The organism is Streptomyces sp. NPDC006435 (assembly GCF_040612315.1).
Taxonomy (GTDB): domain Bacteria; phylum Actinomycetota; class Actinomycetes; order Streptomycetales; family Streptomycetaceae; genus Streptomyces.
The window spans coordinates 25,359-49,208 of record NZ_JBEXPY010000006.1 but is presented as its reverse complement, the minus strand read 5'-3'; the positions used below and the strand labels follow the sequence as shown (position 1 = coordinate 49,208).

21 protein-coding genes are annotated in these 23,850 nt (G+C 73.1%); 11 read left to right on the top strand and 10 right to left on the bottom strand.

What is annotated here, in order from left to right:
* Window positions 1–171: 171 nt before the first annotated feature.
* Together ABZZ04_RS09255 and ABZZ04_RS09250 are read right to left on the bottom strand one after the other, a co-directional pair.
* On the bottom strand, window positions 172–990 hold the full coding sequence (locus tag ABZZ04_RS09255; RefSeq protein ID WP_356931570.1) for a cyclase family protein: 819 nt from the start codon (window positions 988–990) through the stop codon (window positions 172–174).
* Complete coding sequence (locus ABZZ04_RS09250) at window positions 987–1,781, bottom strand: YmdB family metallophosphoesterase (protein ID WP_356931569.1); 795 nt, start codon at window positions 1,779–1,781, stop codon at window positions 987–989. The genes ABZZ04_RS09255 and ABZZ04_RS09250 overlap by 4 nt, the downstream gene beginning before the upstream one ends.
* A gap of 249 nt (window positions 1,782–2,030) precedes the next feature.
* On the opposite strand from ABZZ04_RS09250, the gene ABZZ04_RS09245 reads away from it, so the two are divergent.
* Genes ABZZ04_RS09245 through ABZZ04_RS09235 form a run of 3 tightly spaced genes read left to right on the top strand, consistent with a single transcriptional unit; the run spans window position 2,031 to window position 5,900 of the window.
* Complete coding sequence (locus ABZZ04_RS09245) at window positions 2,031–3,386, top strand: cation:proton antiporter (RefSeq protein ID WP_356931568.1); 1,356 nt, start codon at window positions 2,031–2,033, stop codon at window positions 3,384–3,386.
* Window positions 3,383–5,125: a dihydroxy-acid dehydratase gene (ilvD, locus tag ABZZ04_RS09240; protein ID WP_356931567.1), complete on the top strand. Its 1,743-nt coding sequence runs from the start codon at window positions 3,383–3,385 to the stop codon at window positions 5,123–5,125. Before ABZZ04_RS09245 ends, ilvD begins: the two co-directional genes overlap by 4 nt.
* A complete protein-coding gene (locus ABZZ04_RS09235) occupies window positions 5,115–5,900 on the top strand; it encodes an SDR family NAD(P)-dependent oxidoreductase (RefSeq protein ID WP_356931566.1) in 786 nt (261 codons plus the stop codon). The genes ilvD and ABZZ04_RS09235 overlap by 11 nt, the downstream gene beginning before the upstream one ends.
* 79 nt (window positions 5,901–5,979) lie before the next feature.
* On the opposite strand, the gene ABZZ04_RS09230 is transcribed toward ABZZ04_RS09235, so the two are convergent.
* The 6 genes from ABZZ04_RS09230 to ABZZ04_RS09205 all read right to left on the bottom strand — a co-directional run bounded on the left by ABZZ04_RS09230 (window position 5,980) and on the right by ABZZ04_RS09205 (window position 12,349).
* Complete coding sequence (locus tag ABZZ04_RS09230; RefSeq protein ID WP_356931565.1) at window positions 5,980–6,549, bottom strand: adenine phosphoribosyltransferase; 570 nt, start codon at window positions 6,547–6,549, stop codon at window positions 5,980–5,982.
* 146 nt (window positions 6,550–6,695) lie between these two features.
* Window positions 6,696–7,520: an SAM-dependent chlorinase/fluorinase gene (locus tag ABZZ04_RS09225; RefSeq protein ID WP_356931564.1), complete on the bottom strand. Its 825-nt coding sequence runs from the start codon at window positions 7,518–7,520 to the stop codon at window positions 6,696–6,698.
* Window positions 7,521–7,831: 311 nt separating this feature from the next.
* Window positions 7,832–8,998, bottom strand: a complete 1,167-nt coding sequence (gene metK / locus ABZZ04_RS09220) for a methionine adenosyltransferase (protein WP_356931563.1) — start codon at window positions 8,996–8,998, stop codon at window positions 7,832–7,834.
* On the bottom strand, window positions 8,995–10,104 hold the full coding sequence (gene leuB, locus ABZZ04_RS09215) for a 3-isopropylmalate dehydrogenase (RefSeq protein ID WP_356931562.1): 1,110 nt from the start codon (window positions 10,102–10,104) through the stop codon (window positions 8,995–8,997). The genes metK and leuB overlap by 4 nt, the downstream gene beginning before the upstream one ends.
* Entirely contained in the window at window positions 10,101–11,531 is a 1,431-nt protein-coding gene (gene leuC, locus ABZZ04_RS09210) for a 3-isopropylmalate dehydratase large subunit (RefSeq protein ID WP_356931561.1), read from the bottom strand. Before leuC ends, leuB begins: the two co-directional genes overlap by 4 nt.
* A gap of 14 nt (window positions 11,532–11,545) precedes the next feature.
* Window positions 11,546–12,349 carry an SDR family oxidoreductase gene (locus ABZZ04_RS09205; protein WP_356931560.1) on the bottom strand — a complete coding sequence of 268 codons (804 nt, stop codon included), beginning with the start codon at window positions 12,347–12,349 and terminating at the stop codon, window positions 11,546–11,548.
* A gap of 226 nt (window positions 12,350–12,575) precedes the next feature.
* Here ABZZ04_RS09205 and mtnP point away from each other — a divergent pair, with 226 nt between their 5' ends.
* Genes mtnP through ABZZ04_RS09185 form a run of 4 tightly spaced genes read left to right on the top strand, consistent with a single transcriptional unit; the run spans window position 12,576 to window position 15,667 of the window.
* A complete protein-coding gene (gene mtnP / locus ABZZ04_RS09200) occupies window positions 12,576–13,481 on the top strand; it encodes an S-methyl-5'-thioadenosine phosphorylase (protein WP_356931559.1) in 906 nt (301 codons plus the stop codon).
* Window positions 13,474–14,934: an MFS transporter gene (locus ABZZ04_RS09195; RefSeq protein WP_356931558.1), complete on the top strand. Its 1,461-nt coding sequence runs from the start codon at window positions 13,474–13,476 to the stop codon at window positions 14,932–14,934. The genes mtnP and ABZZ04_RS09195 overlap by 8 nt, the downstream gene beginning before the upstream one ends.
* Window positions 14,931–15,332, top strand: a complete 402-nt coding sequence (locus ABZZ04_RS09190; protein WP_356931557.1) for a DUF1330 domain-containing protein — start codon at window positions 14,931–14,933, stop codon at window positions 15,330–15,332. Before ABZZ04_RS09195 ends, ABZZ04_RS09190 begins: the two co-directional genes overlap by 4 nt.
* On the top strand, window positions 15,329–15,667 hold the full coding sequence (locus ABZZ04_RS09185; RefSeq protein ID WP_356931556.1) for a hypothetical protein: 339 nt from the start codon (window positions 15,329–15,331) through the stop codon (window positions 15,665–15,667). Before ABZZ04_RS09190 ends, ABZZ04_RS09185 begins: the two co-directional genes overlap by 4 nt.
* On the opposite strand, the gene ABZZ04_RS09180 is transcribed toward ABZZ04_RS09185, so the two are convergent.
* On the bottom strand, window positions 15,639–17,246 hold the full coding sequence (locus ABZZ04_RS09180; RefSeq protein ID WP_356931555.1) for a helix-turn-helix transcriptional regulator: 1,608 nt from the start codon (window positions 17,244–17,246) through the stop codon (window positions 15,639–15,641). The two genes, ABZZ04_RS09185 and ABZZ04_RS09180, sit on opposite strands and share 29 nt — an antisense overlap.
* A 438-nt stretch (window positions 17,247–17,684) precedes the next feature.
* Window positions 17,685–18,608: a LysR family transcriptional regulator gene (locus ABZZ04_RS09175; protein ID WP_356931554.1), complete on the bottom strand. Its 924-nt coding sequence runs from the start codon at window positions 18,606–18,608 to the stop codon at window positions 17,685–17,687.
* Between the two features lie 207 nt (window positions 18,609–18,815).
* Between ABZZ04_RS09175 and ABZZ04_RS09170 the strand changes: the two genes are divergently transcribed.
* The 4 genes from ABZZ04_RS09170 to ABZZ04_RS09155 all read left to right on the top strand — a co-directional run bounded on the left by ABZZ04_RS09170 (window position 18,816) and on the right by ABZZ04_RS09155 (window position 23,770).
* Window positions 18,816–20,300, top strand: a complete 1,485-nt coding sequence (locus ABZZ04_RS09170; RefSeq protein ID WP_356931553.1) for an MFS transporter — start codon at window positions 18,816–18,818, stop codon at window positions 20,298–20,300.
* 30 nt (window positions 20,301–20,330) lie between these two features.
* Window positions 20,331–20,819, top strand: a complete 489-nt coding sequence (locus tag ABZZ04_RS09165) for a pyridoxamine 5'-phosphate oxidase family protein (protein WP_356931552.1) — start codon at window positions 20,331–20,333, stop codon at window positions 20,817–20,819.
* Window positions 20,820–20,947: 128 nt separating this feature from the next.
* Window positions 20,948–22,189: a serine hydrolase domain-containing protein gene (locus ABZZ04_RS09160; protein WP_356931551.1), complete on the top strand. Its 1,242-nt coding sequence runs from the start codon at window positions 20,948–20,950 to the stop codon at window positions 22,187–22,189.
* Between the two features lie 225 nt (window positions 22,190–22,414).
* Window positions 22,415–23,770 (top strand): alpha-lytic protease prodomain-containing protein, encoded by a 1,356-nt coding sequence (locus tag ABZZ04_RS09155; RefSeq protein ID WP_356931768.1) that lies wholly within the window; start codon window positions 22,415–22,417, stop codon window positions 23,768–23,770.
* Window positions 23,771–23,850 lie beyond the last annotated feature (80 nt).

Sequence of the window (23,850 nt, the reverse complement as noted above, 5' to 3'; positions counted from 1 at the left end):
TCTCGGCTGGAGTGGAGTGACGGGGGGACGTGGGCGAGGGGACCGGGGACCGGCGTGTCAGCGGGCCAAGTCTTCCGCCGGTACGCCCTCGTGACATCGCCGGAAGGGATGCCCCGCGTGCGACTTTCGTCGTAGCCGCAGGGGCGCAACGGCCCACTCCGGCGGGCCGGTTCACCCGGGGGCGGCCGGCAGGAACGCCACGGCGCGGCCCGGCGCGCCCGTGCCGTGCTCGATCTTCAGGGGCAGGAAGCAGAACCGGGCGCCGCGGGGCGGCAGCCGGTCGAGCCGGGTCAGCCCCTCGACGTAGACGGCGCCGGTGCGCAGACCGGCGACGTGCACGGGTACGGGGTCGTGCGCGGCGCCGATCGACGGTGCGTCGATGCCCACGCAGCGCACACCGCGGGCGAGCAGCAGTTCCAGCGCCTCGACGGACGGGGCGGGCCAGCCCGGCGCGGTCCGGGAGACGACGACGTCGTGCACATAGCCGTGACCGGCCGCGCCGCGCAGGTAGCGCGTGTCCCAGCCGGTGCGGAACAGGACCACGTCGCCGGCGGCCAGCTCCCCGTGCGCCGCCTCCCAGGCGGTGACCACCCCGGGCGGGACGAGCGGGCTCGTCCCGCCCGGGGTGCCCGGAACGTCGAGCGCGCGGACGTCGATCACGGCCGCGGGGCCCATCAGCCGGTCCAGCGGAAGTCTGTCCACGGACAGGGCGCCGGCGGGCCCCGCGTGCGGCAGCCCCGAATCCTCGGGCGGGATGAAATGGGTGGGTGCGTCGCAGTGGGTGCCGGTGTGCTCGTCGATCGCCATCCAGCGGGTCGCGTAGGGGCCGCCCCGGCCCGACACCGGTCCCGCGGGGGAGTGCACGTCGGTGAACCAGTTCCACGTCTTGTGCTGGAAGGGCTGGTGGGTCGGCCAGAAGCAGGGCAGGTCCTCGGCGACCGGCAGGGAGAGGTCCACCACCGCGGCGGGGGCGGGAAGCGGTGCGCTCATCGTCCCGCCCCCCAGGTGAGGCGCTCGATGCCGACGGTGCGCCGTCCCTCGGTGCGCAGCAGCACGGCGCCGAGCACGAGGGGGCCGTCGGAGACCGGGGGTATCCCGTGGGCGAAGGCGTCGCCGGTCTCGTGGAGCCCCTTGACCAGGATGTCGTACGCGAATCCCTGCATGCCGTCCGACGGTCCGGTCATGCCCACCTCGGTGACGAAGCCGGTGCCGCCGGGCAGTACGTGGAGCGGGATGGTGGCCTCGTGGCTGTGGGTGCCGAGGACGGCGGTCGCCACGCCGTCCACGGCGCGGGCGAAGATCTGCTTCTCCAGGACGTGGTCGCCGTGGTAGTCGACGAGGACGACGCCCCGCCGCTCGGCCTCGCGCCAGGCCCCGAAGGCCGGCCGGAAGGTGTCCTCGATCGCTCTGACCGACCGCATGGCGGCGTGGTCGGCGAGATTGATCACGGTGACCTCGCCGAGCGGGGTGCCCACGTGCAGCAGGCCGCGGCCCGGGATGTGCGCGTCGATGTTCAACGGCCGCAGCACCTGCGGGAGTTCGAGGAGCTGGACCGACTCCTCGCTGTCCCAGGAGTGGTTGCCGCCGGTGATGACGTCGACCCCGGCCGCGAGCAGCCGGTCGACCTGGACCCCGGCCATGCCGAGGCCGGTCGGGGCGCAGTTCTCGGCGTTGGCGACGACCAGGTCGACCCGCCGTTCGGCGCGGAATCCCGGTAGCCACGCGCAGAGTTCCGCGACGGCGCGGTCTCCCACGATGTCACCGATGAAGAGAATGTTCACGGCAGGTGTTCCTTCCCTCGACATCCCGCGTGGCCTCGCGCGGCCGTGTTCCCCGATGGTTTCCTCCGCCCGGCTCTCCGGCTTCCGCCGGCCGTTGCAAAGGGTCTGCGACTTTCCGCCAAGGTGTTCGGCCTCTTCTCGCAGAGCGGCAATCCCGTGGGTGCATTTCCCGGGCGGCCGGCACTCCTAGCGTTGATCCCGGTGAATTCCGGATGAGTGACGAGTGCGACTCGTATGGAGGGGACGGAATTGGAGGCCAGGGAAACGGTTCACCTGCTCGCGGCGCTCGCCACGGTCTGTGCAGTGGCGCACGGCTGCGGTTTTCTCTTCTCGGCCCTGCGGCAGCCGCCGGTGATCGGGGAGATCGTGGGCGGCATCCTGCTGGGGCCCTCGTTCCTCGGTCTGTTCGCGCCGGGCCTCGTCGCCGCGCTGTTCCCGTCCTCCGGGCCGGTGGCGCACGGCCTGGACGCGCTGTACCAGCTGGGCCAGTTGCTGCTGCTGTTCCTGGCCGGCGCCGAACTGAGGGTCGGGGCGGCCCGCCGGGAACGGCGCACCGGGGCCGCCGCGGCGGCGGCCGGGCTGCTGCTCCCGTTCGCCGTCGGGGCCGGGGTCGTGCTGATGTCGGGGCCGGGGCGGTTCGCCGGACCGGCGGGGACGACGGCGACGACGGCTCTCGTCGTGGCCCTGGCGATGGCGGTGGCGGCCATCCCGGTGATCTCCCGCATCATGATGGACCTCGGCATCATGGACACCGTCTTCGGCCGCATCGTGCTGATGGTGGCGGTGATCGAGGACATCGTCCTCTACGTCGTGCTCGCCGTGGCCCTGGGCCTCGCGCAGGCCGGGTCCGAACAGTCCGTCGGGCTGTGGCACACGTTCGGCAGCACGTCGCCGCTGTGGAGCGCCGTCTACTTCACACTGATCAGCCTGGTCTTCATCTGGGGCGCGCTGATGCACGGGCCGCGCTGGTTCCGGTGGCTCGCCGAGCACCGGGGCAACGTCGTGGCGCGGCGCAGCCCGATCGCCTTCCGGCTGGCCTTCCTGCTGGTCGTGGTCCTGGTCTGCCTGGGCCTCGGCGTCAACACGGTGTTCGGCGGGCTGGTCGCGGGGATCTGCGCCGCGCGGGGGGACGAGCGGGCCGGGGACCTCCGGGCGAAGGAGAACGCGTCGCAGGCGTGGGAGGCGATCGGCCGGTTCTCCCAGGCGTTCTTCGTACCGGTCTTCTTCGCCCTGGTCGGCGTACGGCTCGATCTGGTCCGGGAGTTCGACGTGTGGTTCTTCGTCTGGTTCCTGCTGCTGGCGTGCGGCGTCAAGACGCTCAGCATCTGGGGCGCGGCCCGGCTGGCGGGCGAGACGAGCGCGTTCGCCGGTTCCCTGGCGCTCGCCCTCAACGCCCGCGGCACGCTCGGGGTGATCCTCGCCGGGGTCACCCACCAGGCCGGGCTCATCAACGACGGGTTCTTCGCCGTTCTCGTCCTCGTTTCCATCGTCACCAGCCAGGCGGCCGGATTCTGGCTGGCCCGCCGGGTGTCCGCGCTGCGCGACCCGATGCCCCGGGGCACCCACCGGGCCGCCCCCGACCCCTCACCCGCGGAGATCTCATGAACGCAGTCCCGCCCACGCGCAGGAGCCGCCTGCTGTACGCCGGCCCCGACCGGGCCCCGGCGCGCGCGCAGATGCGTGCCGTCGGGTTCACCGAGGAGGACCTGGAGCGCCCGGTCGTCGCGGTGGCCCACTCCTGGACCGAGACCATGCCCTGCAACCACACGCACCGGATGCTCGCGGAGGAGGTGAAGAAGGGGGTGCGGGCCGCGGGCGGCACCCCGATGGAGATCAACACCGTGGCCGTCTCCGACGTGGTCACGATGGGCACGGAGGGCATGCGGACCTCGCTGGTGAGCCGGGAACTGATCGCCGACTCCCTGGAACTCGTCGCCCGCGGCCACATGTTCGACGCCATGGTCACGGTCGTCGGCTGCGACAAGACCATCCCGGCGGCGGCCATGGCCCACGCCCGGCTCGACATACCGGGGGTGATCCTCTACTCCGGGGCGATGGCCCCCGGACGGTTCGACGGCCGGGACGTGACCCTGGCCGAGGTCTTCGAGGCGGTGGGCGCCCACGCGGCGGGCCGGATGAGCGAGCAGGACCTGACCCGTCTGGAACGGCGGGCGTGTCCCGGCGCCGGTGCCTGCGGGGGGCAGTACACCGCCAACACCATGGCCATGGCGATGGAGTTCCTCGGCCTGTCCCCGCTGGGCTCGGCCGGGCCGCCCGCCACCGACACCCGGCGGCGGGAGTGGGCGGTACGGGCCGGCCGGCTCGCCGTCGAGGCGTGGGCGTCCGGGCGGACCCCCCGCACCCTGCTCGGCCGTGCCGCGTTCCGCAACGCCGTCGTGGCGGGGGCCGCGACCGCGGGCTCCACCAACCTGGTGCTGCATCTGCTGGCGATCGCGCGGGAGGCGGGCGTCCCCCTGGACCTCGCCGACTTCGACACGTACAGCGCGCGCACGCCGGTGATCACCGACCTGAAGCCGTTCGGCCGTCGCACGGCCGTCGACCTGGACCGGGCGGGCGGCACGGCGCTCGTCGCCCGGCGCCTGGTCGGGGCGGGGCTCGTCGACGGGACCACGCCGACGGTCACCGGGCGGACCCTGGGCGAGGAGGCCGAGGAGGCCGAGGAGGAGCCCGGGCAGGACGTCGTCGCGGAGGTGGCGCGTCCGCTGAGCCCGAGCGGGGCCCTGCTGGTGCTGTACGGCTCCCTGGCACCGGAGGGCGCGGTGGTCAAGGCGACGCCGCACGTCCGCCCGGTGCACACCGGACCGGCCCGGGTGTTCGACTGCGAGGAGGACGCCATGGCCGCCGTGCAGTCGGGCGCGATACGTCCGGGTGACGTGGTGGTGATCCGGTACGAGGGACCGCGCGGCGGACCCGGCATGCGGGAGATGCTCGGGGTGACCGCGGCGATCGTGGGGCGCGGGCTCGGGGAGTCGGTGGCGCTGGTGACGGACGGGCGGTTCTCCGGGGCCACCCGGGGGCTGATGGTGGGGCACCTCGCGCCGGAGGCCGCCGTCGGGGGGCCGATCGCCCATGTCCGGGACGGGGACGTCGTCACCGTCGACCTGCCCGGACGCCGGGTCGGGCTGGACGTCGCGGAGGAGGAGCTGGCCGCGCGGGCGGCCGGCTGGCGGGCGCCGGAGCCCCGGTACCGGCACGGGGTGATGGCGAAGTACCGGGCGCTGGTGGGGTCGGCGGCCCGGGGTGCGGTGACGGCGGTCCACGTCGTGGACCACGGGAGCGGCGGGGGCCGCGCGGACGACGAGGAGAACACGGATGCGCACTGACGGCGGCACGGCCCAGGGGACACTGGCCGGGAAGGTCTGCGTGATCACCGGCGCGGCGCACGGCATCGGGGAGGCGACGGCGGAGCTGTTCGCCCGTGAGGGCGCCCGGCTCGTGCTCACCGACCGGGATGCCGGGGCGCTCGCCGAGGTGGTCGCCCGGCTGGCCGGCGAGGGCTTCGGGGCGGTGGCCGTCACGGGCGACGTGTCGGACCCCGAGGACGCCCGGGCCATGATCGCGGCGGCGGTCGACCAGTACGGGCGGCTCGACGTCCTGGTGGCCAACGCGGGGATCATCCCGCTGCTCGACATCACCGAGGCCGATGCGGACGACTGGGACGAGGTGATGGCGATCGACGGCAGGGGCATGTTCCTGACCTGCAAGTACGCGATCGAGGCGATGGAGCCGAACGGCGGCGGCGCCATCGTGTGCCTGTCCTCCATCTCCGGTCTGGCCGGACAGCGGGGCCAGAGCACGTACGGTCCCGCCAAGTTCGTGGCGACCGGGCTGACCATGCACCTGGCCGTCGAGTGGGCGGCGCGCGGCATCCGGGTCAACGCGGTGGCGCCGGGCACCGTGCGCACCGACCGGGTGCGCAGGCTCCCGGAGGAGCCCGGGGGTCCGGAGTACCTCGCGGCGATCGAGCGGATGCACCCCATGGGCCGGATCGGCGAACCGGCCGAGGTGGCCGCCGCGATCCGCTTCCTCGCCTGTGACGAGGCGTCGTTCATCACCGGTGCCGTACTGCCGGTGGACGGCGGCTACCTGGCCCAGTAGGCCCGGCCCGGTCCCGCACGGCTCCGCCCCGTCACCGCCCCACCGGGGGTGACGGGGCGGAGCCGTCGTGCCGTGCGACTCACACGACGACGACGGCGTGCAGGTCGGCACCGGCTTCGGCGAGGGCCGGGGCGAGGCGCTCGCGCCCTTCGAGGAAGGCCAGTTCGAGCAGCACGGCCAGGCCGGCCACCGTCGCCCCGGTGGACCGGACCAGTCGCAGGACGGCCTCGGCGGTGCCGCCGGTGGCCAGGACGTCGTCCACGACCAGGACCCGGTCGTGGGCCCGGAGGGCGTCGGCCCGGAGTTCGACGACGGCGCTCCCGTACTCCAGGTCGTAGGCCCGCGACAGGGTGGGGCCGGGCAGCTTGCCGGCCTTGCGCGCGGGGACGAAGCCGACGCGGGCCCGCGCTGCGGCGGCCGCGCCGAGGATGAACCCCCGCGCCTCCACGCCGACGATCGTGGTCGCCCCGAGCCGGACGCACTCGTCGGCGAGCAGGTCGGCCAGGGTGCGGAAGGCGAGGGGGTCGGCCAGCAGGGGGGTGATGTCCTTGAACACCACCCCGGGGCGCGGGTGGTCGGGCACGTCCCGGATCCGTTCCCGCAGCAGGGCGAGGGCGGCGTCCCGGTCGGGGGGACTCGTCGTGGTCATCACAGGCTCCCGGGGTGAGGGGGAAGGGCGGGAAAGGGAGGAGGGGAGGAGGGGAAGAGGCGCGGGAAAGGGGAACGCCTCTGACACCGGGGGGAGGCGGTGTCAGAGGCGGTGCGTCGGTGCGACGCGGTCGGCGCGGGGGAGCCTCAGGACTCCACTACCCGCACGGAGAACCGGCTGCCGGGGGCAACCTGCCACTTGGCGAGGAAGCTGTCCTGGTTCCGGCCGAAGGCCAGCGTGCCCCGGCTGTTGGTGTAGGCCAGCGGCTCGCCGACGGCGACCTCGCCGAAGGTCGGGTGGAACGGCAGGTCGACCTCCGCACCGTCGAGCTTGACGCGCAGGGTGCGGCCGACGAGCTCGTCCGCGGGCGCGATCAGGTTGACGTTGACGTTGGTCCAGACGTTGCCGAAGGCCTTGTCGATGCGGGTGATCTCGCCCTCGGCGCCGCCGCCACCGGGCAGTGCGACGGCCTTCTCGTGGGGCAGGAGCACGATGTCCTCCAGCGGCAGCGCCGGGCCCACCGACTCCGGCGCGGTGCCCGCGGCCAGGTGGGCCGCCGCCGCGGCGACCACGTCCTTGCCGTACCAGGTGGGGGTCACCGGCTGCTTCATGACGTACGGGGACGTCACCTCCCAGGCCTCGACGGCGGGGATGCCGGCCAGGGCGTGGGTGAGCAGCCCGTTGTTGGGGGCGACGAGCAGCTGTCCCTTCTGGTTGCGCACCACGATGGTGCGCGTGCTCGTGCCGGTCTCGGGATAGACGTACGCCGTGATGATCGTCCACGCCGGGTACGAGTCCGGTACGTCGGCGAGGTAGAGGGAGCCCTCGCGGACGTCGAACGGCGTGACCTGGTGCGTGATGTCGGTGATCGTCGCCTCGGGGGCGACGGAGTGGATCAGGCCCTTGCAGAGCGAGTGTGCCTCGTCGTGCGAGCCGATGTCGGAGAGGAATGCGATGAGCGGCCTGGGCATGACATGTCCTCCGGATCGTGGGGCGGGTCCGCGGCGCGGACCCGTTCCGATTGCTGATGACGAGTATTCGCGAATGGGCGGGACGTCTCGTCGGCTGAAAAGACCCATCGGATGTGCGATGCGCGCGAAGAATTCGCCGTTCGGTACTTGACAGGAAATTTCTTTCGGGGTGCGGGAAATGGAATGGGTCGGGGGCGGGGAAATACGGACGGCCCGGGCGGGGAAATACGGGCGGCCCCGGCGGGGAAATGCGGACGGCCCCGGACCGGTTCGGTCCGGGGCCGTAGGGCCGGGAGTTCTCCCCGAGGGGTTCAGTACCGGCCGGCGGCCTCGCGCAGCGCGTCGGCGCGGTCGGTGCGCTCCCAGGTGAAGTCGGGGAGTTCGCGGCCGAAGTGGCCGTACGCCGCGGTTCGGGCGTAGATCGGGCGCAGCAGGTCGAGATCGCGGATGATCGCGGCCGGACGCAGGTCGAAGACCTCGGTGACGGCCCGGGAGATCCGCTCGTCGTCGACCGTGTGCGTGCCGAAGGTCTCGACGAACAGGCCGACCGGCTCGGCCCTGCCGATCGCGTACGCGACCTGGACCTCGCAGCGGGCGGCCAGCCCCGCCGCCACCACGTTCTTGGCGACCCAGCGCATCGCGTACGCCGCCGAACGGTCCACCTTCGACGGGTCCTTGCCCGAGAAGGCGCCGCCGCCGTGCCGGGCCATGCCGCCGTAGGTGTCGATGATGATCTTCCGGCCGGTCAGACCCGCGTCGCCCATCGGGCCGCCGATCTCGAAACGCCCGGTCGGGTTCACCAGCAGGCGGTAACCCTCGGTCTCCAACTTGATGCCGCTGTCCGCGAGTTCGGACAGCACGTGCTCCACGACGAACTCGCGGACATCGGGCGCGAGCAGCGAGTCGAGACCGATGTCGGAGGCGTGCTGCGAGGAGACGACGACGGTGTCCAGGCGTACGGCCCTGTCGCCGTCGTACTCGATGGTGACCTGGGTCTTGCCGTCGGGGCGCAGGTACGGGACGGTCCCGTCCCTGCGGACCTGGGACAGGCGGTACGACAGGCGGTGCGCGAGCTGGATGGGCAGCGGCATCAGCTCGGGCGTCTCGTCGCACGCGTACCCGAACATCAGGCCCTGGTCGCCCGCTCCGCCGGTGTCGACGCCCTGCGCGATGTCGGGCGACTGCGCACCGATGGACACCGAGACGCCGCAGGAGGCACCGTCGAAGCCCTTCTCGGAGGAGTCGTAGCCGATGTCGAGGACGCGGTCACGCACGAGCCGGACGATCGGCGCGTTCGCGGTGGTGGTCACCTCGCCGACGAGGTGCACCAGACCGGTGGTGACCATCGTCTCGACGGCGACCCGGGAGGCCGGGTCCTCGCGCAGCAGCGCGTCGAGGACGGTGTCGCTGATCTGGTCGGCGATCTTGTCGGGGTGGCCCTCGGTGACGGACTCCGAGGTGAACAGGCGACGGGTCATCGTGTTCTCCTGCCGGGGGAATCGGACAGTGCGGACAGGACGGCGCGGGTCGCCGCCTCGGTGCCGTCGGTGCCGCCGAGGTCGCGCGTGCGCAGCCCGGCGCCGACCGCGCGCTCGACGGCCTCCTCGACGATGTTGGCCTCCTTCTCCAGGCCGAGCCCGTGGCGCAGCAGCAGCGCGGCGGAGAGGATCATGCCGAGCGGGCTGGCGATCCCCCTGCCCGCGATGTCCGGGGCGGAACCGTGCACCGGCTCGAACAGGGAGCCCCGGGCGGCCCGGCCCGGCTGCGGCAGGGCCGGCAGCGAGGCGCTGGCCAGCAGGCCGAGCGAGCCGGCGAGCGCGGCCGCCTCGTCGCTGAGGATGTCGCCGAACATGTTCTCCGTCAGCAGCACGTCGAACCGGGCGGGCGCGGTCACCAGGCGCATCGCGGCCGTGTCCACCAGGACGTGCTCCACCTCCACGCCGGGGTAGTCCCGCTCGGCGACCCGGGTCACCACCTCGCGCCAGAGGCGGGACGTCTCCAGGGCGTTGGCCTTGTCCACCGAGGCCAGCCGGGGCGGCCGCGCGTGGGCCCGGGACCGGCGCAGCGCCAGCTCGAACGCGACCCGGGTCACGCGCTCGATCTCCGCCGCGGTGTACTGGCAGGTGTCATGGGCGCGTTGGCCGTCCCCGGTGCCCTCCCTGCCCCGGTCGCCGAAGTAGAGCCCGCCGGTCAGCTCCCGGACGACCAGCAGGTCCACGCCCTCGACGTACTCGCTCCGCAGCGGGCTCGCCGCGCGCAGCGCCCGCAGCGGACGGACGGGGCGGAGGTTCGCGAACAGGCCCAGTCCGGCCCGCAGTTCGAGCAGTCCCTGCTCGGCGCGCGGCGCCTCGGGGTCGGTGGGCTGCACACCGGTGCCGACCGCGCCCAGCAGCACGGCGTCGGACCGGCGGCACCCGTCGAGGGTGCTCCCCGGCAGCGGCAGGCCATGGGTGTTCAGCGCGGCGGCGCCGATCGCGTACTCGTGGAACTCGAAGTCGCCGACCTCGGCGAGGACCCGTTCGGCCGCCGGCATGATCTCCGGGCCGATCCCGTCGCCCGGCAGCACCGCGATCCGGTAGGTCATGTCCCGGCGCCGATCGCCGGAGGGAGGTCCGCCGGGGCGGCCAGGGAGCCCAGCACCGCGGTGGCCGCGGCGACGGCGGGCGACACCAGGTGGGTGCGCGCGCCGTCGCCCTGGCGGCCCTCGAAGTTGCGGTTGGACGTCGAGGCGCTGCGCCCGCCCGGGGCCAGCCGGTCCGGGTTGACGCCGATGCACATGGAGCAGCCCGCCGAGCGCCACTCGGCCCCGGCCGCGACGAAGACGGTGTCGAGTCCCTCCCGCCCCGCCTGCTCCCGTACCGCGGTCGAGCCCGGCACCACGAGCATGCGCAGCCCCGGCGCCACCCGGCGGCCGCGCAGCACGGACGCGGCGGCCCGCAGGTCCTCGATCCGGCCGTTGGTGCAGGAGCCCACGAAGACGGTGTCGACGGCGACGTCCCGCAGCGGCAGGCCCGCGTCGAGCCCCATGTAGGCGAGTGCGGACGCGGCGGCGGCGCGCGCCGCCGGGTCCGGGAAGGACTCCGGGTCGGGCACCGACGAGGACAGGGGGGCCGCCTGGCCGGGGTTGGTGCCCCAGGTGACGTACGGGCCGAGCGCGGAGCCGTCGATGACGACCTCGGTGTCGAACTCGGCGTCGTCGTCGCTGCACAGCCCGGACCAGTCGGCCACCGCCGCGTCCCAGTCGGCGCCGTCGGGCGCGAAGCGCCGTCCCCGCAGGTAGTCGAACGTGGTGCGGTCGGGCGCGACGAGGCCCGCCCGCGCACCGGCCTCGATCGACATGTTGCACAGCGTCATCCGGGCCTCCATGGACAGGGCCCGCACCGCCTCGCCCCGGTACTCGATGACGTGGCCCCGGCCGCCGCCCGTGCCGATCCGCGCGATGACGGCGAGGATCAGGTCCTTGGCGGTGACGTCCGGCGGCAGGGTGCCGTTCACGGTGACCGCCATGGTGCGCGGCCGGGTGACCGGCAGGGTCTGGGTCGTCAGGACGTGCTCGACCTCGCTGGTGCCGATGCCGAAGGCGAGCGCCCCGAACGCGCCGTGCGTGCTGGTGTGGCTGTCCCCGCAGACGATGGTCATCCCCGGCTGGGTCAGCCCGAGTTCGGGGCCGATGACATGGACGATGCCCTGCTCGGCGTCGCCGAGCTTGAACAGCGGAACCCCGAACTCGGCGCAGTTGGCGCGCAGTTGCTCGACCTGGGTGCGGGCGATGGGCTCGGTGATGGAGAGCAGCCCGGCCTCCGTGGCGTCGGTCGGTACGTTGTGGTCCTCGGTCGCGAGGGTCAGGTCGGGGCGGCGCGGGCGCCGTCCCGCCGCCCGCAGCCCGTCGAAGGCCTGCGGGCTGGTCATCTCGTGCATCAGGTGCAGATCGATGAAGAGGAGGTCGGGGCCGCCGTCCGTGGTGTCCACGACGTGGCGGCGCCAGAGCTTCTCCGCGAGTGTCAGTGCCAAGACGCCCTCCTCCCTCAGCGCTTGCTCAGCAGGAGGCCGCGCCAGCTGGCGTCCGCGGTCCAGCCGCCGTCCACGCTCAGCGCGGTCCCGTTGACGTAGCCGCTGCGGCGCTCGTCGGCGAGGAACGCGACCGCCTGGGCGACGTCCTCGGGCTCGGCGAACCGCCCCAGGGGCGAGCGTTCGGTGATGTCCTCGGCCGTGTAGAAGCCCCGGGCCTGGTTGGTCGCGTTCATGTCGGTGTTGACATAGCCGGGACACACGGCGTTGACCCGTACGCCCCGGGCGCCCCACTCCACCGCCAGGCTGCGGGTCAGGCCGACGACGCCGTGCTTGCTGACGGCGTACGACGCGCGGTCGGGGGCGCCCTGCAGCCCCAGCAGGGAGGAGATGTTGACGATGCCGCCGCGGCGCCGCGCCAGCATCCGGCGGCCGAACTCGCGGCTGCACAGGAACGTTCCGGTGAGGTTGACCCCGAGGACCCGGTTCCAGTCCTCGCCCGTCAGCTCCTCCGTCGGCGTGATCAGGTTGACCCCGGCGTTGTTCACCAGGACGTCCACCCGCCCGAAGAAGTCGTGCACCCGCTCCGCCAGGCCCACGACGTCCTGTTCCCGGGACACGTCGCCGACCAGGGAGACGACCCGCCGGCCGGCCTCCCCGACGGCCTTCTCCGTCTCGTCGGCCGCGGCCACGTCGATCAGGGCCAGGTCGTACCCCTCGGCCGCGAGTGTCTCCGCGATGTGGCGGCCGATGCCGCGCCGCGCCCCGGTGACCACGGCGACCGGCCCCTGTTCCGCTCCTGTGCTCTGGGTTTCATCCATGCCGGGGACGGTACGGTCCGCGTCCCGCGCGCCACATGTGGAGACAGGGGGCACCGGGACCACGGACCGGACAGCCGCGCGGGGCGGACCGGCACCGGCGGCTACCACTTTCGTCGCAGGGCGTGGGCCCCCCGTCGGATGCCCGCCCGCACCGGCCCGCCGTACTCCTGGGAGTACTGACGAGAACACGGCTCGTGGCCACGGCTCACGCGACGAAGGGTTGTCGATGTCCTCTCGGGAAAGTCAGCAGGAACGCGGTTCTGTCCGGGCGGAACTCGGAGTCATCGGGGGAAGCGGGCTGTACGACCTGGACGGCCTGGAGGACGTGCGCGAGACACGGGTCGCCACCCCTTACGGGGAACCGAGCAGCCCGGTGGTCAGCGGCACCCTCGGCGGCCGGACGGTCGCCTTCGTGGCCCGGCACGGCAGGGGGCACCGGCTGCTGCCCGGCGAGGTGCCCTACCGGGCCAACATCTACGCGCTGAAGTCCCTGGGCGTACGGCGGGTGCTCAGCGTCAGCGCGGTCGGCAGCCTCCGCGAGGACCACGCCCCGGGGGACATCGTGGTCCCCGACCAGATCGTCGACCGGACCCGGGGGGTGCGGCCCGCCACCTTCCTGGGCGGCGGCCTGGTCGGGCACGTGCCGTTCGCCGACCCCTATTGCGCCTCGCTGCGCCGCCTCGCGGTCGCGGCCGTGCACGGCTCGTCGGCCGCGGTCGTGCACGAGAAGGGGACCTACTGCTGCGTGGAGGGGCCGCGGTTCTCCTCCCGCGCGGAGTCGAACCTCTTCCGGTCCTGGGGCATGGACGTCATCGGGATGACCGCCCTGCCGGAGGCGTCCCTGGCCCGTGAGGCGCAGCTGTGCTACGCGGGTCTGGCCCTGGTGACGGACTACGACTGCTGGCGCGAGAACGGCGACGAGTCGGTCACCGCGGAGGCGGTGGGCGAGGTCATGCGGCGCAATTCGGCCACCGCCCAGGCCGCCGTGGCCGAGCTGGTCAAACGGCTGGCCGAGGCGGACGACTGCACCTGCCGGACCGTGCTGGAGACGTCGGTGCTCACCGCGGGCGGCGTCGCCGCGCTCGCCGCCGACGCCAAGACGGCGTGGCTGGTGGCGGCGGACGATGAGTGAGCGCCCGGGGCGCGGCGGCGAGCCGGTGGCCGTCGCCGCGGCCCCCGGTCGCGCGCCGGCCGCCGGGGCGGGTCCCGGGCTCACCGGGGCGGGGCTGTTCACCCTGCTCGTCGGGGCGTCGCTGCCGCTGCTCGACTACTACATCGTCAACGTGGCGCTGCCGTCGATGGAACGGGACCTGCGCACCACCGAGACGATGCTCGAACTGGTAGTGGCCGGGTACGGGGTGGCCCACGCGGTTCTGCTGGTGCTGTGCGGCCGTCTCGGCGACCGCTTCGGCCGTCGGCGGCTGTTCCTGTGGGGGATGGCGGCCTTCGGCCTGACCTCGCTGGTCTGCGGCCTGGCCACCGACGCGTGGACCCTGGTGATCGCCCGGGTGGCCCAGGGCGCGGCGGCGTCGCTGCTGCTGCCGCAGGTGCTGGCCACCATCCAGGCGACCACCGAGGGGGCGCGGCGCGGCCGGGCCATCGGCCTGTACGGCGCCACCACCGGGCTCTCCATGGTGGCCGGACAGGTACTGGGCGGCGTGCTGGTCTCCGCGGACATCGGCGGCACGGGCTGGCGGGCGGTCTTCCTGGTCAACGTGCCCGTGGTGCTCCTCGGCCTGGCGACGGCCCTGCGGACCGTGCCCGAGACCCGCTCGGACCGGCCGCACCCGGTGGACCTGCCGGGCACGCTGCTGCTCGCGCTCGCCCTGGGGTGCCTGCTGCTGCCGTTGACGGAGGGACGGGCGGCGGGCTGGCCCTGGTGGGCCTGGACCCTGCTGGTGGCCGCCGGGCCGGCCGCGGCGGCGTTCGTCGCGGTCGAGCACCGCGCGGACCGGGCCGGCCGGGTGCCGCTGTTGCCGCCGTCCCTGGTGGGCGTGCGCAGCATGCGGCGCGGGCTGGCGATGGTGCCCACGTTCTCCATCGGATTCGGCGGGTTCATGTTCTGTATCGCGGTCGCGCTCCAGACAGGGCTGGACTTCGGCCCGGTGACCTCGGGGGTCGCGCTGGCGCCGATGGCGCTCGCCTTCTTCGTCGCCTCGCTGGTCGGGCCCTCGCTGGTCGCCCGGTTCGGGGGGCGGGTCGCCGCGGGCGGTGCCGCGGTCCAGATCGTCGGACTTGTGCTGGTCGCCGTGGCGGTCCGGGCCGACTGGTCCGGCCTCGGGGTGCTGGAACTGGCGCCGGGGATGGCGATCGCCGGGTTCGGCCAGGGCCTGGTGATGCCGGTGGTCTTCCGCGTCGTGCTGTCCGACGTGCCGAACGCCATGGCGGGGGTGGGGAGCGGTGTGATGATCACCGCTCAGCAGTCGATGCTCGCCCTGGGCGCGGCCACGCTCGGCTCGTTGTTCCTGGGGCTCGTGCCCGGGGAGGGGATGCGGGACGCGCTGCTGACGGTGCTGACCGTGCAGATCGCGATGGGCGTGGGGACGTTGCTCCTCGGACTGCGCCTGCCCCGGAGGCTGTCATGACCGGACACGAGGGGGAGGGGACCGGGTACGACGGGACCGGCCCGGACGGGACCGGCTCCGGCCGGACCGGCCCCGTCTACGCGCTGAACCTCTTCGACCTGGCCGACCGGGAGGAGTACCTGGCGTACGCCAGGCGGTCGCCCGCGGCGGTCGCCCGGCACGGCGGCCGGGTCGTGGCGCTGGGCCGGCTGCGTGGGGTGGTGCGGGGGGACATCGCACCACGACAGGTGCTGATCCTCGTCGAGTGGGAGTCGGAGGCGGCCTTCCGGGGCTATCTGGACGACCCCGCCCTGGCGGATCTGCATCCCCACCGGGTCGGGGGAACGGCCGCGTACGTCTGGCATCTGTTCGACCGCCTGGAAGACCTCAGGCCGCTACTGAAAAGTGTCGCTCCATGAATGACGCCGAAGAGAACACCGCCGGGAGTACCGGGAGTACGGCGGGCATCGCCGGGAGTGCCGAGGTCCTCGCCCGGGAGGCGCGCGCCCTCCTGGACGCGCTGCGCGACGAGGACGACCCGGAACTGGCCTTCGACCAGGCAGCGTTCCGGGCACTGGCGGAACCGCTGGTGCGGGCCTTCGACGATCTCGCCGCCTCCTGCGAGCTCCTGGCCGGGGCCGAACCGCACAGCATCCACCGCGGTCCGCTCGACCGGTCCTCGGAGGCGCTGCGGTCCCTGGCCCGGAGCTGGGGAACGATCCGGCTCAACGCCGGGTGTCATGGCGTCGGGTAGGGACCGCGGCCGCGCCGCCCGGCAGGTCGGGTTCGGCCTGCAGCATGATCGTGCTCAGCCTGACCCGCGTCGAGATCGAGAGCTTCCTGAAGACGTTGCGCAGGTGGAAGCTCACCGTGTGCGGGGAGAGCCCGAGTTGCTGCGCGGCTCCCTGGTTGGTCATGCCCCGCCCCACGAGCCGGGCGATTTCGAGCTCCCGGCGGGTGAGCCGGGCGACGAGGGCCGAGGCGTCCGACGCGCTCGCCACGGCGCCGGTGCCCGCCCGGTCCGGGGCGGTTCGCCGCACATCCGGTACGTCCGGCGCATCCGGGCCGCCCTGCCCGCCCGGCCCGTTCCGCCCGTCCTGCCGGGCCCGGCCGCCGGGTCCGCCCGGTTCGCCAGGTCTGCCGGGCCCGTCCGGTCCGCCCGGGGAGGCCGCCGGTGCCGTCGCGGGGTGGGCGGGCGGCAGCACCGTCGGCAGTTCCAGCCGGCCCCCCGCCATCGCCGCACGCGCGCTGTCCGCCGCCGTCCTCAGCACGGCCACACCGGGATTGAGCTCGACCAGGTGCTCGATCTCCCCCAGCAGCCGTTCGCCGAGCTCGACGTCGCCCGCCCGCACGGCGACGGAGATCAGCCACGCCGGGCGGGCGGGGTCCTCGACGAAGAACCCCGAACCGGTGCCCAGCAGGTCCCAGCGCGCCCGGATCCGTTCGGCCGCGGCGTGCGGCCCCGACCGGGCGTGGGTCAGGGCCACCTCCCCGCACTCGGCGCGCCCCACGGAGTCCGGCATGCCGTACAGCTCGGGCCTGGTGCGGGAGACCTCCAGGTACTCCGCGGTCTTCGCCCAGTCCGCACGGCCCAGGCTCACCATCGCCAGGACCGACAGCGCCATCTTGACCCCGAAGGTCGAGGTGTACTGCCGGCTGAGCCGGACGGTGAGCTGCGCGGACCGCTCGGCCTCGTCCAGCCGTCCCTCCTGCCAGTGCCGCACCGCCTCCAGGGCCTCGGGCATCGGACCGAACACGAAGAGGCCCGCGCTGCGGGCGATTTCCCGCGTCTCCCGGATGATCCGGTCCGCCTGGTACGGGACGTGGATGTCGATGAGCCGCTTCGCGAGTAGGAAATTCGCGTAGAACTTCCAGATCGGAGCGGCATCACGGGCCTGCTCGACCGCTACCTGATTCAGCCAGAGCCCCTGGATGAGGTCTCCCGTGTACCAGCACTCGTTCGCCTTCAGACAGAGCGTCATCACGTCCAGGGCCGTGGAACCGGTCTGGTACGACTTGCCGGCCTCGGCGATCAGCGATTCGGCGTCCTCCCCGGTCATCGCCACGATCAGGAGCCGGAGGGCAACGATGTCGAGGTATCCGCGGTCCGACGGATCCAGGCCGCGCAGCATGGCGTCGATCGAGCGCAGAGCGAGGCGGCTGTGCCCGCGGATGAAACTGATCCGGGCCTCGTCGAGTTCCGCGGGAGGCTCGGACTCCGTCCCCGGAAGGTTCCGGGAATTGATGAGATAAAGTATGTCGCTCAGCGAGGAGATGTCGAAGGGTGGCGAATTCGAGAATTTCTCGAAATCCCCCTCCCCCTTGCCAGTCATGCCCGCTTCCCCCTCGTGCCGGTGCCTCTGTCACGTTAATTCCGACCTTCTGTCGGCACCAGATACTCGCCCCTGGAAGTCATGGATTCAGGCCATTGAGCAGAGTGACCGAAAAGGGGCGGTATGGAGAATTTGTCGCCCATGATTTCGGCAAAGAAGGGAGAGCGGGGAGGGGATATAAGGACCATTGTGGGCGCCCGGCAAGATCAGCCTTGGCTGAAATGTCGCACCGCATGCCCCTGGTCTCGGCCATACCGAAGCCCGGTGCCGGGCACCAAATGGCAGAACGCCCGGGAGGTCCTCTCCCGCCGACCGTCACGATAACCGGCCACCACGATATTCGGATACCGGTGGGAGGGGGCAGTTCGCTCACCGGATGGGCCGCCCCGTCGCGCCGGACGCGCGTTCCGGTCCGAACCGGACGGCCGGGGGCGTCCGTCAGGACGGTGCCGTGACCCGCGGGTCCCCCTGCGCCACTTCCCGGGCCACCCGGCGGGCCGCGCCGGCGAATGCCTCCACCGCGCCGGTGTCGTCGCCGGTGCGCCACACCAGGCCGTACCCGACCGGTTCCGCGTCGACGAAGGGGAGGTAGGCGATGCCCGGTCGTGCGTGGTACGTCGCCGTGTGCGCGGCGGTGAGCAGGGCGCCCTTCCCGCCCGCGACCAGCATCAGCGCCTCCTGCATGTTGGTGACGGCGGGCCCCCGCCCGATCGGCCGGCCCGCCGGGGTGCGCGCGGGGACGTGCTGTTCCAGCCAGTAGTCCGGCAGTTCGCCCTCGACCGTGAGCAGCGGTACGTCGGCGAGGTCCTCCATGGACACCGAGTCGCGCGCGGCGAGGGGGTGCGCCGAGGTCACGGCGAGCACGCGCTCCTCGGTGATCAGCGGCGGGCCGCCGCCCAGGTCCTCCTCGCGGACCGGGAACTCCTGGAGCTGGACGTCGAACTCTCCGTTGCGCAGCTGCCCGTACGGATCGGACAGCGGCACCTCGCAGATCTCCACGGCGAGTTGGGGGTGGCTGATCCGCAGCGACTCCGTCACCTTCATCACGATCTCGCCGGTCAGCGGGTTGGAGAACCCGACGTGCAGCACGGCGTCGATGCCGCGCGCGGTGGCGGCGGCGCGGTCGAGGGCGGCCCGCATCGCGCGGTGGGCCGGTTCGAGGTCCGCGTGCAGCTGCCTGCCCAGCGAGGTGAGGGCGACGCGGCGGCTGGTGCGTACGAACAGCGGCGCCCCGACGCGCCGTTCGAGCCGCTGCACCAGCTGACTCACCCGGGCGCGGGAGAGCCGCATCCGATCGGCGGTGCGGCCGAAGTGCAGTTCCTCGGCGAGCAGCAGAAAGCACTCGACCTCGTCGCGTTCCATCGGATTCCCCCAGGTGAACCGGATCGGTAAGCCTGGTTGAACGAACGTTGAGATCTTCGCCGTTGTTCCGTTCCCGGGCCCGGCGGATGGTGGACGAGCCGCCCCGACGAAGCCCCGAAGCCTCGAAGCCTCGAAGCCCGAAGTCCCGTCGGCGCAGCGGTGATTCCCCCTTCCCCCTTCCTCGGATGAACCAGGAGTTGAACCGGCATGCGAACACAGAAGCAACCGGCGGCCGCCCCGCTGAGCGCCCGTGACTGGGGCGTGCTGCTCGTCCTGTGCGGCGCGATCTTCCTCGAAGGCATCGACGTGGCCATGCTCAACGTGGCCCTGCCCGCCATCCGCGCCGACCTCGGCCTGTCCACCGGCTCGCTGCAGTGGGTCATGAGCGCGTACGTCCTCGGCTACGGCGGCTTCATGCTGGTCGGCGGCCGGGCGGCCGACCTCTTCGGGCGGCGCCGGATGTTCGTCCTCTGGCTCTCGGTCTTCCTGGTCTTCTCCGGACTCGGCGGACTCGCCACGGAGGGCTGGATGCTGGTCACGGCCCGCTTCGTCACCGGTGTCGCGGCGGCCTTCATGACCCCGGCCGGGCTGTCCATCATCACCACCGGCTTCGAGGAGGGCCCGCGGCGCAACAAGGCACTGCTCTTCTACTCCGGCACCGCGGCGGGCGGCTTCTCGATCGGCCTGGTCGTGGGCGGTCTGCTCGCCTCGGCCGACTGGCGCTGGGTGTTCTTCGCCCCGGTCGTGCTCTCGGCCCTGATCCTGCTCGCCGCGCTCGCCCTCGTCCCCAGGTCGCCCCGCCCCGACCGCGCCGGGCAGAGCCTCGACCTGGCCGGTGGACTCGCCGTCACCGCGGCCATCCTGCTCCTGGTCCTCGGCGTCGAGCGCGCCGGTCACGCCCCGCTCGTCCAGACCCTCGCCACCCTCGGCGCGGGCCTCGCCGCCCTCGCCGTGTTCGTCGTGGTCGAACGCCGCTCGGCGGCGCCCCTGGTCCGTCCGGGCATCTTCCGCAACACCGCCCTGGTGCGTGCCAACGCCGTCGGGCTGCTCTTCGCGGCGGGCTTCTTCGGCTTCCAGTTCCTCGTCGTCCTCTACCTCCAGGAACTGCGCGGCTGGTCCACCCTCCAGACCAGCTTCGCGATGATCGTCATCGGCATCGACGCGATCCTCTCGCCGGTCCTCGTGCCCAGGCTGGTCGACCGCTTCGGCAACGCCAGGCTGATCCTCGGCGGCCTGGTCCTCGCCTCCCTGGCGTACGGGCTCTTCCTGCCGGTCGGCGCCGACTGGACCTACCCGGTCATGCTCCCGAGCCTGCTCCTGCTGGGCCTCGCCTTCGCCCTGACCTACGGCCCGCTCACCATCGTCGCCACCGAAGGCGTCGACGAGGAGGAACAGGGTCTGGCCGGCGGGCTGCTCTACACCTCGTTCCAGTTCGGCGCGGCACTCGGCCTCTCGGCCGCCGCGGCCGTCAACGTCTCCGCCACCGTGTCGAGTTCACCGGCCGCGCTCCTCGACGGCTACCGGGCCGCGCTCTGGGTGCCCCTGGTAGCGGCCCTGGCCGCGGCGCTGATCAGCGGCTTCGGAGTGCGCTCCCGCCGGGCCGGGGCCGACCGGGTGGTCGCCGGGGGCGAGCAGCCGGCCGACGACCGCGCGTCCGAACTCCCCGCCTCCGAACTCCCCTCCTCCCGCTGACACTTCACCCGCATCACGAAGGAGCACCCCATGGCCGCCACCCGGGTCGACAGCTTCGCCGACCTCCAGGACACCTTCTTCACCTACGTGCGCGACATCAAGTACGCCACGATGATCACCGTCGACCGGAGGAACCGGCCCCGCGCCCGGGTCCTGCTCCCGGTCTGGGAGGTCGTCGACGGCCGGCCCGTCGGCTGGCTGGCGGCGTACCGGACCCCCGTGAAGACGGCGCACCTGGCCCACAGCCCGCACACGACGTACTCCTACTGGAATCCCCGCCAGAACACCGTCCACGTCGACGCCCTCTCCACCTGGGCCGACACCGACGCCGACCGGCGCCACGCCTGGGAGCTCTACACCCGGGGCGGCCCACCGGGCGTGGGCTACGACCCGATCCACTACTGGCGGGGCGGCCCGGAGGATCCCGAGTACCACGTGATCCGCATCGATCCCCGGCGGATCCAGCTGGTCCGCGGCTCGGACCTGCGGAGCACGATCTGGCAGCCGGGCACGGACTGACCTCCCGCCGTGCTCCCCGCCGTGCCGCCCGCCCCGGCGGCACGGCGGTGCCCGTCGAGGTCGCCGGGGCGGGCGCACGGTCCTAGGCTTTTTGTGGAGTCCTGTTCCCTCGTGACGGGAGTCGGTCCATGACGCGCCCGAAGAACCGACTGCGCAACGGGTTCGCGGCCGCGGCGGCGGCCGGGCTGCTGATCGTTCCGGCGGCGTCGGGAAACGCCTGGTCGGTGGCGGTCGCGCAGCCCTCCGCAGCAGCCTTCCCGGCCCGGACCGACCCGCCCGTCCCCTCGCCCTCCCCCGGGTTCCCGGAACTCACGCCCGCCGTGAGCCGGCAGCTGGACCGGGCGGTGCGGCAGGTCATGCGCGAGGCGGGGGTGCCGGGCGTCACGGTCGGGCTGTGGACACCCGGCAGGGGCAGCTACGTCCGGGCCTTCGGCGTCGCCGACAAGGCATCGGGCGCGCCCATGTCGACCGGCCTGAACATGCGGGTCGGCAGCGTGACCAAGACGTTCACGGTGACGGCCCTGCTCACCCTCGTCGACCGGGGCGAGGTCGGGCTGGACGACCCGATCGGCAGGTACGTGAAGGGCGTTCCCAACGGGGACCGGATCACCCTGCGCGATCTGGCGGGGATGCGCAGCGGGCTCTTCAACTACTCCATGGACCCGGACTTCTTCAAGGCTCTGACGAGCGACCCCCACCGGCCGTTCACCCCGCAGGAGCTGCTGGCGTACTCCTTCAGGCACCCCGTGCAGTTCCAGCCGGGCGAGAAGTTCGAGTACAGCAACACCAACGCGATCCTGCTGGGGCTCGTGGTGGAGAAGGCGGGCGGGCTGCCGCTGGCGGAGTACCTCGAACGGAACGTCTTCCGGCCGGCGGGCATGCACCACACGTTCCTGCCGCGCGGCACGGAGTTCCCGGCCCCGCACGCCCAGGGCTACACCGACCAGACGGCGGACGGCCGGACGCAGAACGCGACGGACTGGGACCCCTCCTGGGCGTGGGCCGCCGGGGGAGCCATCTCCGACCAGCGCGACCTGCGCGTCTGGGCCCGGGTCCTCGCCACCGGCACGCTGCTCACCCCCGCCACCCAGGCCGAGCGGCTGAGGACCGGGTCCAGCGGTCTGCCGGACACCGGATACGGCCTGGGGATCTTCGACGTGCACGGCTGGATCGGCCACAACGGTTCGCTGCCGGGCTACGAATCGCTGGTCGTGTACCTGCCGGAAACGAGGACGACACTGGTCGTGCTCCTCAACACCGACACCGATTACCGGGGTTCGGAGCCGAGCACCCTCTTCGGCGAGGCGATCACCCGGATCGTGACGCCCCGGCACGTCTACACGCTGCCGGCCCAGCCGGCGGGGCGGTAGCGGCGACCGGAGGGGCAGAAGGAGGGGCGGGGGGCGCGGGGGCGCGGGGTGACACATGGGTTGTCGGGGGCCGGACGGTACGCCGTCCGGCCCCCGACAACCCATGCGCACGCCCACCCCATAACGCGAAGTGAGGGGGAGAACGGGATCTCCTGGCGGTGACGTGTCCACGGCTACCTTGGCGGCAATTCCCCCGAAGTCAAGGAGAGTTCCGTGGAGAGATCCATGCTCCGCAGACGTGCCCTGGCCGCGTGTACCGCCACCGTGGCCGTCGGTGCGCTCGCGCTCGCCGGCCTGGCCGGCACCGCGTCCGCCGACCCCGCCCCCCGCACCCCCACCGCCGCGGGTTCCGAACAGCTCTCGCCCGGTCTGCTGGAGGCCATGCGGCGCGACCTCGGTCTCACGGACGCCGAGGCGCGCAGCAGGATCGGCCACGAAACCCGTGCGACGGCCGTCTCCGCGGGGCTGAAGCGCACCCTCGGCGCGGACTTCGCCGGCGCCCGGGTGAGCGGTGACGACGCGGCCCTGACCGTCGCCACCACCGACGCGTCGGACGCCGCCGCGATCCGCAAGGCCGGTGCCGAGCCCGTCGTCGTCGCCCACACCCTGGCCGAACTCGACGCAGCCAAGGCCAAGTTGGACCGGGTGGCGCTGCGCGACGCCCCCGAGGACGTGCCCGTCTGGTACGTCGACGTGACCACCAACCGGGTCGTCGTGCAGGCCGCCGACGCCTCGGCCGCCGACACCTTCCTGGCCGCCGCCGGGGTGTCGCGCGAACTGGTGAAGGTGAACCGGTCCACGGAGCAGCCGCGCACCTTCGCGGACCTGCGGGGCGGTGACGCGTACTACATGAACGGCTCGGGGCGCTGCTCCATCGGCTTCCCGGTGAAGCTCGGCACCCAGTCCGGCTTCGTCAGCGCCGGCCACTGCGGAACGCCCGGGGTCAGCACCAGCGGCTACAACCAGCAGGCGCAGGGCTCGTTCCAGGGCTCCACGTTCCCCGGCCGCGACTACTCCTGGGTCGCCACCAACAGCAACTGGACGCCGCGCGCCCTGGTGAACGGCTACGGCAACGGCGACGTGACGGTCACCGGGTCCACCGAGGCGCTGGAGGGTTCGTCGGTCTGCCGCTCCGGTTCGACGACCGGCTGGCACTGCGGAACGGTCCAGCAGCGCAACACCAGCGTCACCTACCAGGAGGGCACCGTCTCCGGGGTCACCCGGACCAACGTGTGCGCCGAGCCCGGTGACTCCGGCGGTTCGTTCATCTCCGGCAGCCAGGCGCAGGGCGTCACCTCCGGCGGCTCCGGCAACTGCTCCCAGGGCGGCACGACGTACTTCCAGCCGCTGAACCCGGCGCTCCAGGCGTACGGGGTCACCCTGGTCACCAACGGCACCCCGACCGACCCGCCGGACCCGACGGACCCGCCGGCCCCGGGCGGCACCTGGAAGGAAGGCACGTCGTACGCGGCGGGCGACGTCGTGACCTACGGCTCCGAAAGCTTCCGCTGCCTCCAGGCGCACCTGGCGCAGCCCGGCTGGACGCCGCCGAACGTGCCGGCCCTCTGGCAGCGGGCCTAGTGCCCCTCGCGGCACCGGTGTCCCTTCCGGCACCGGTACCGCGGCGCCGATGACCGCGCCGCCCGGCCAGCGCTTCGGCC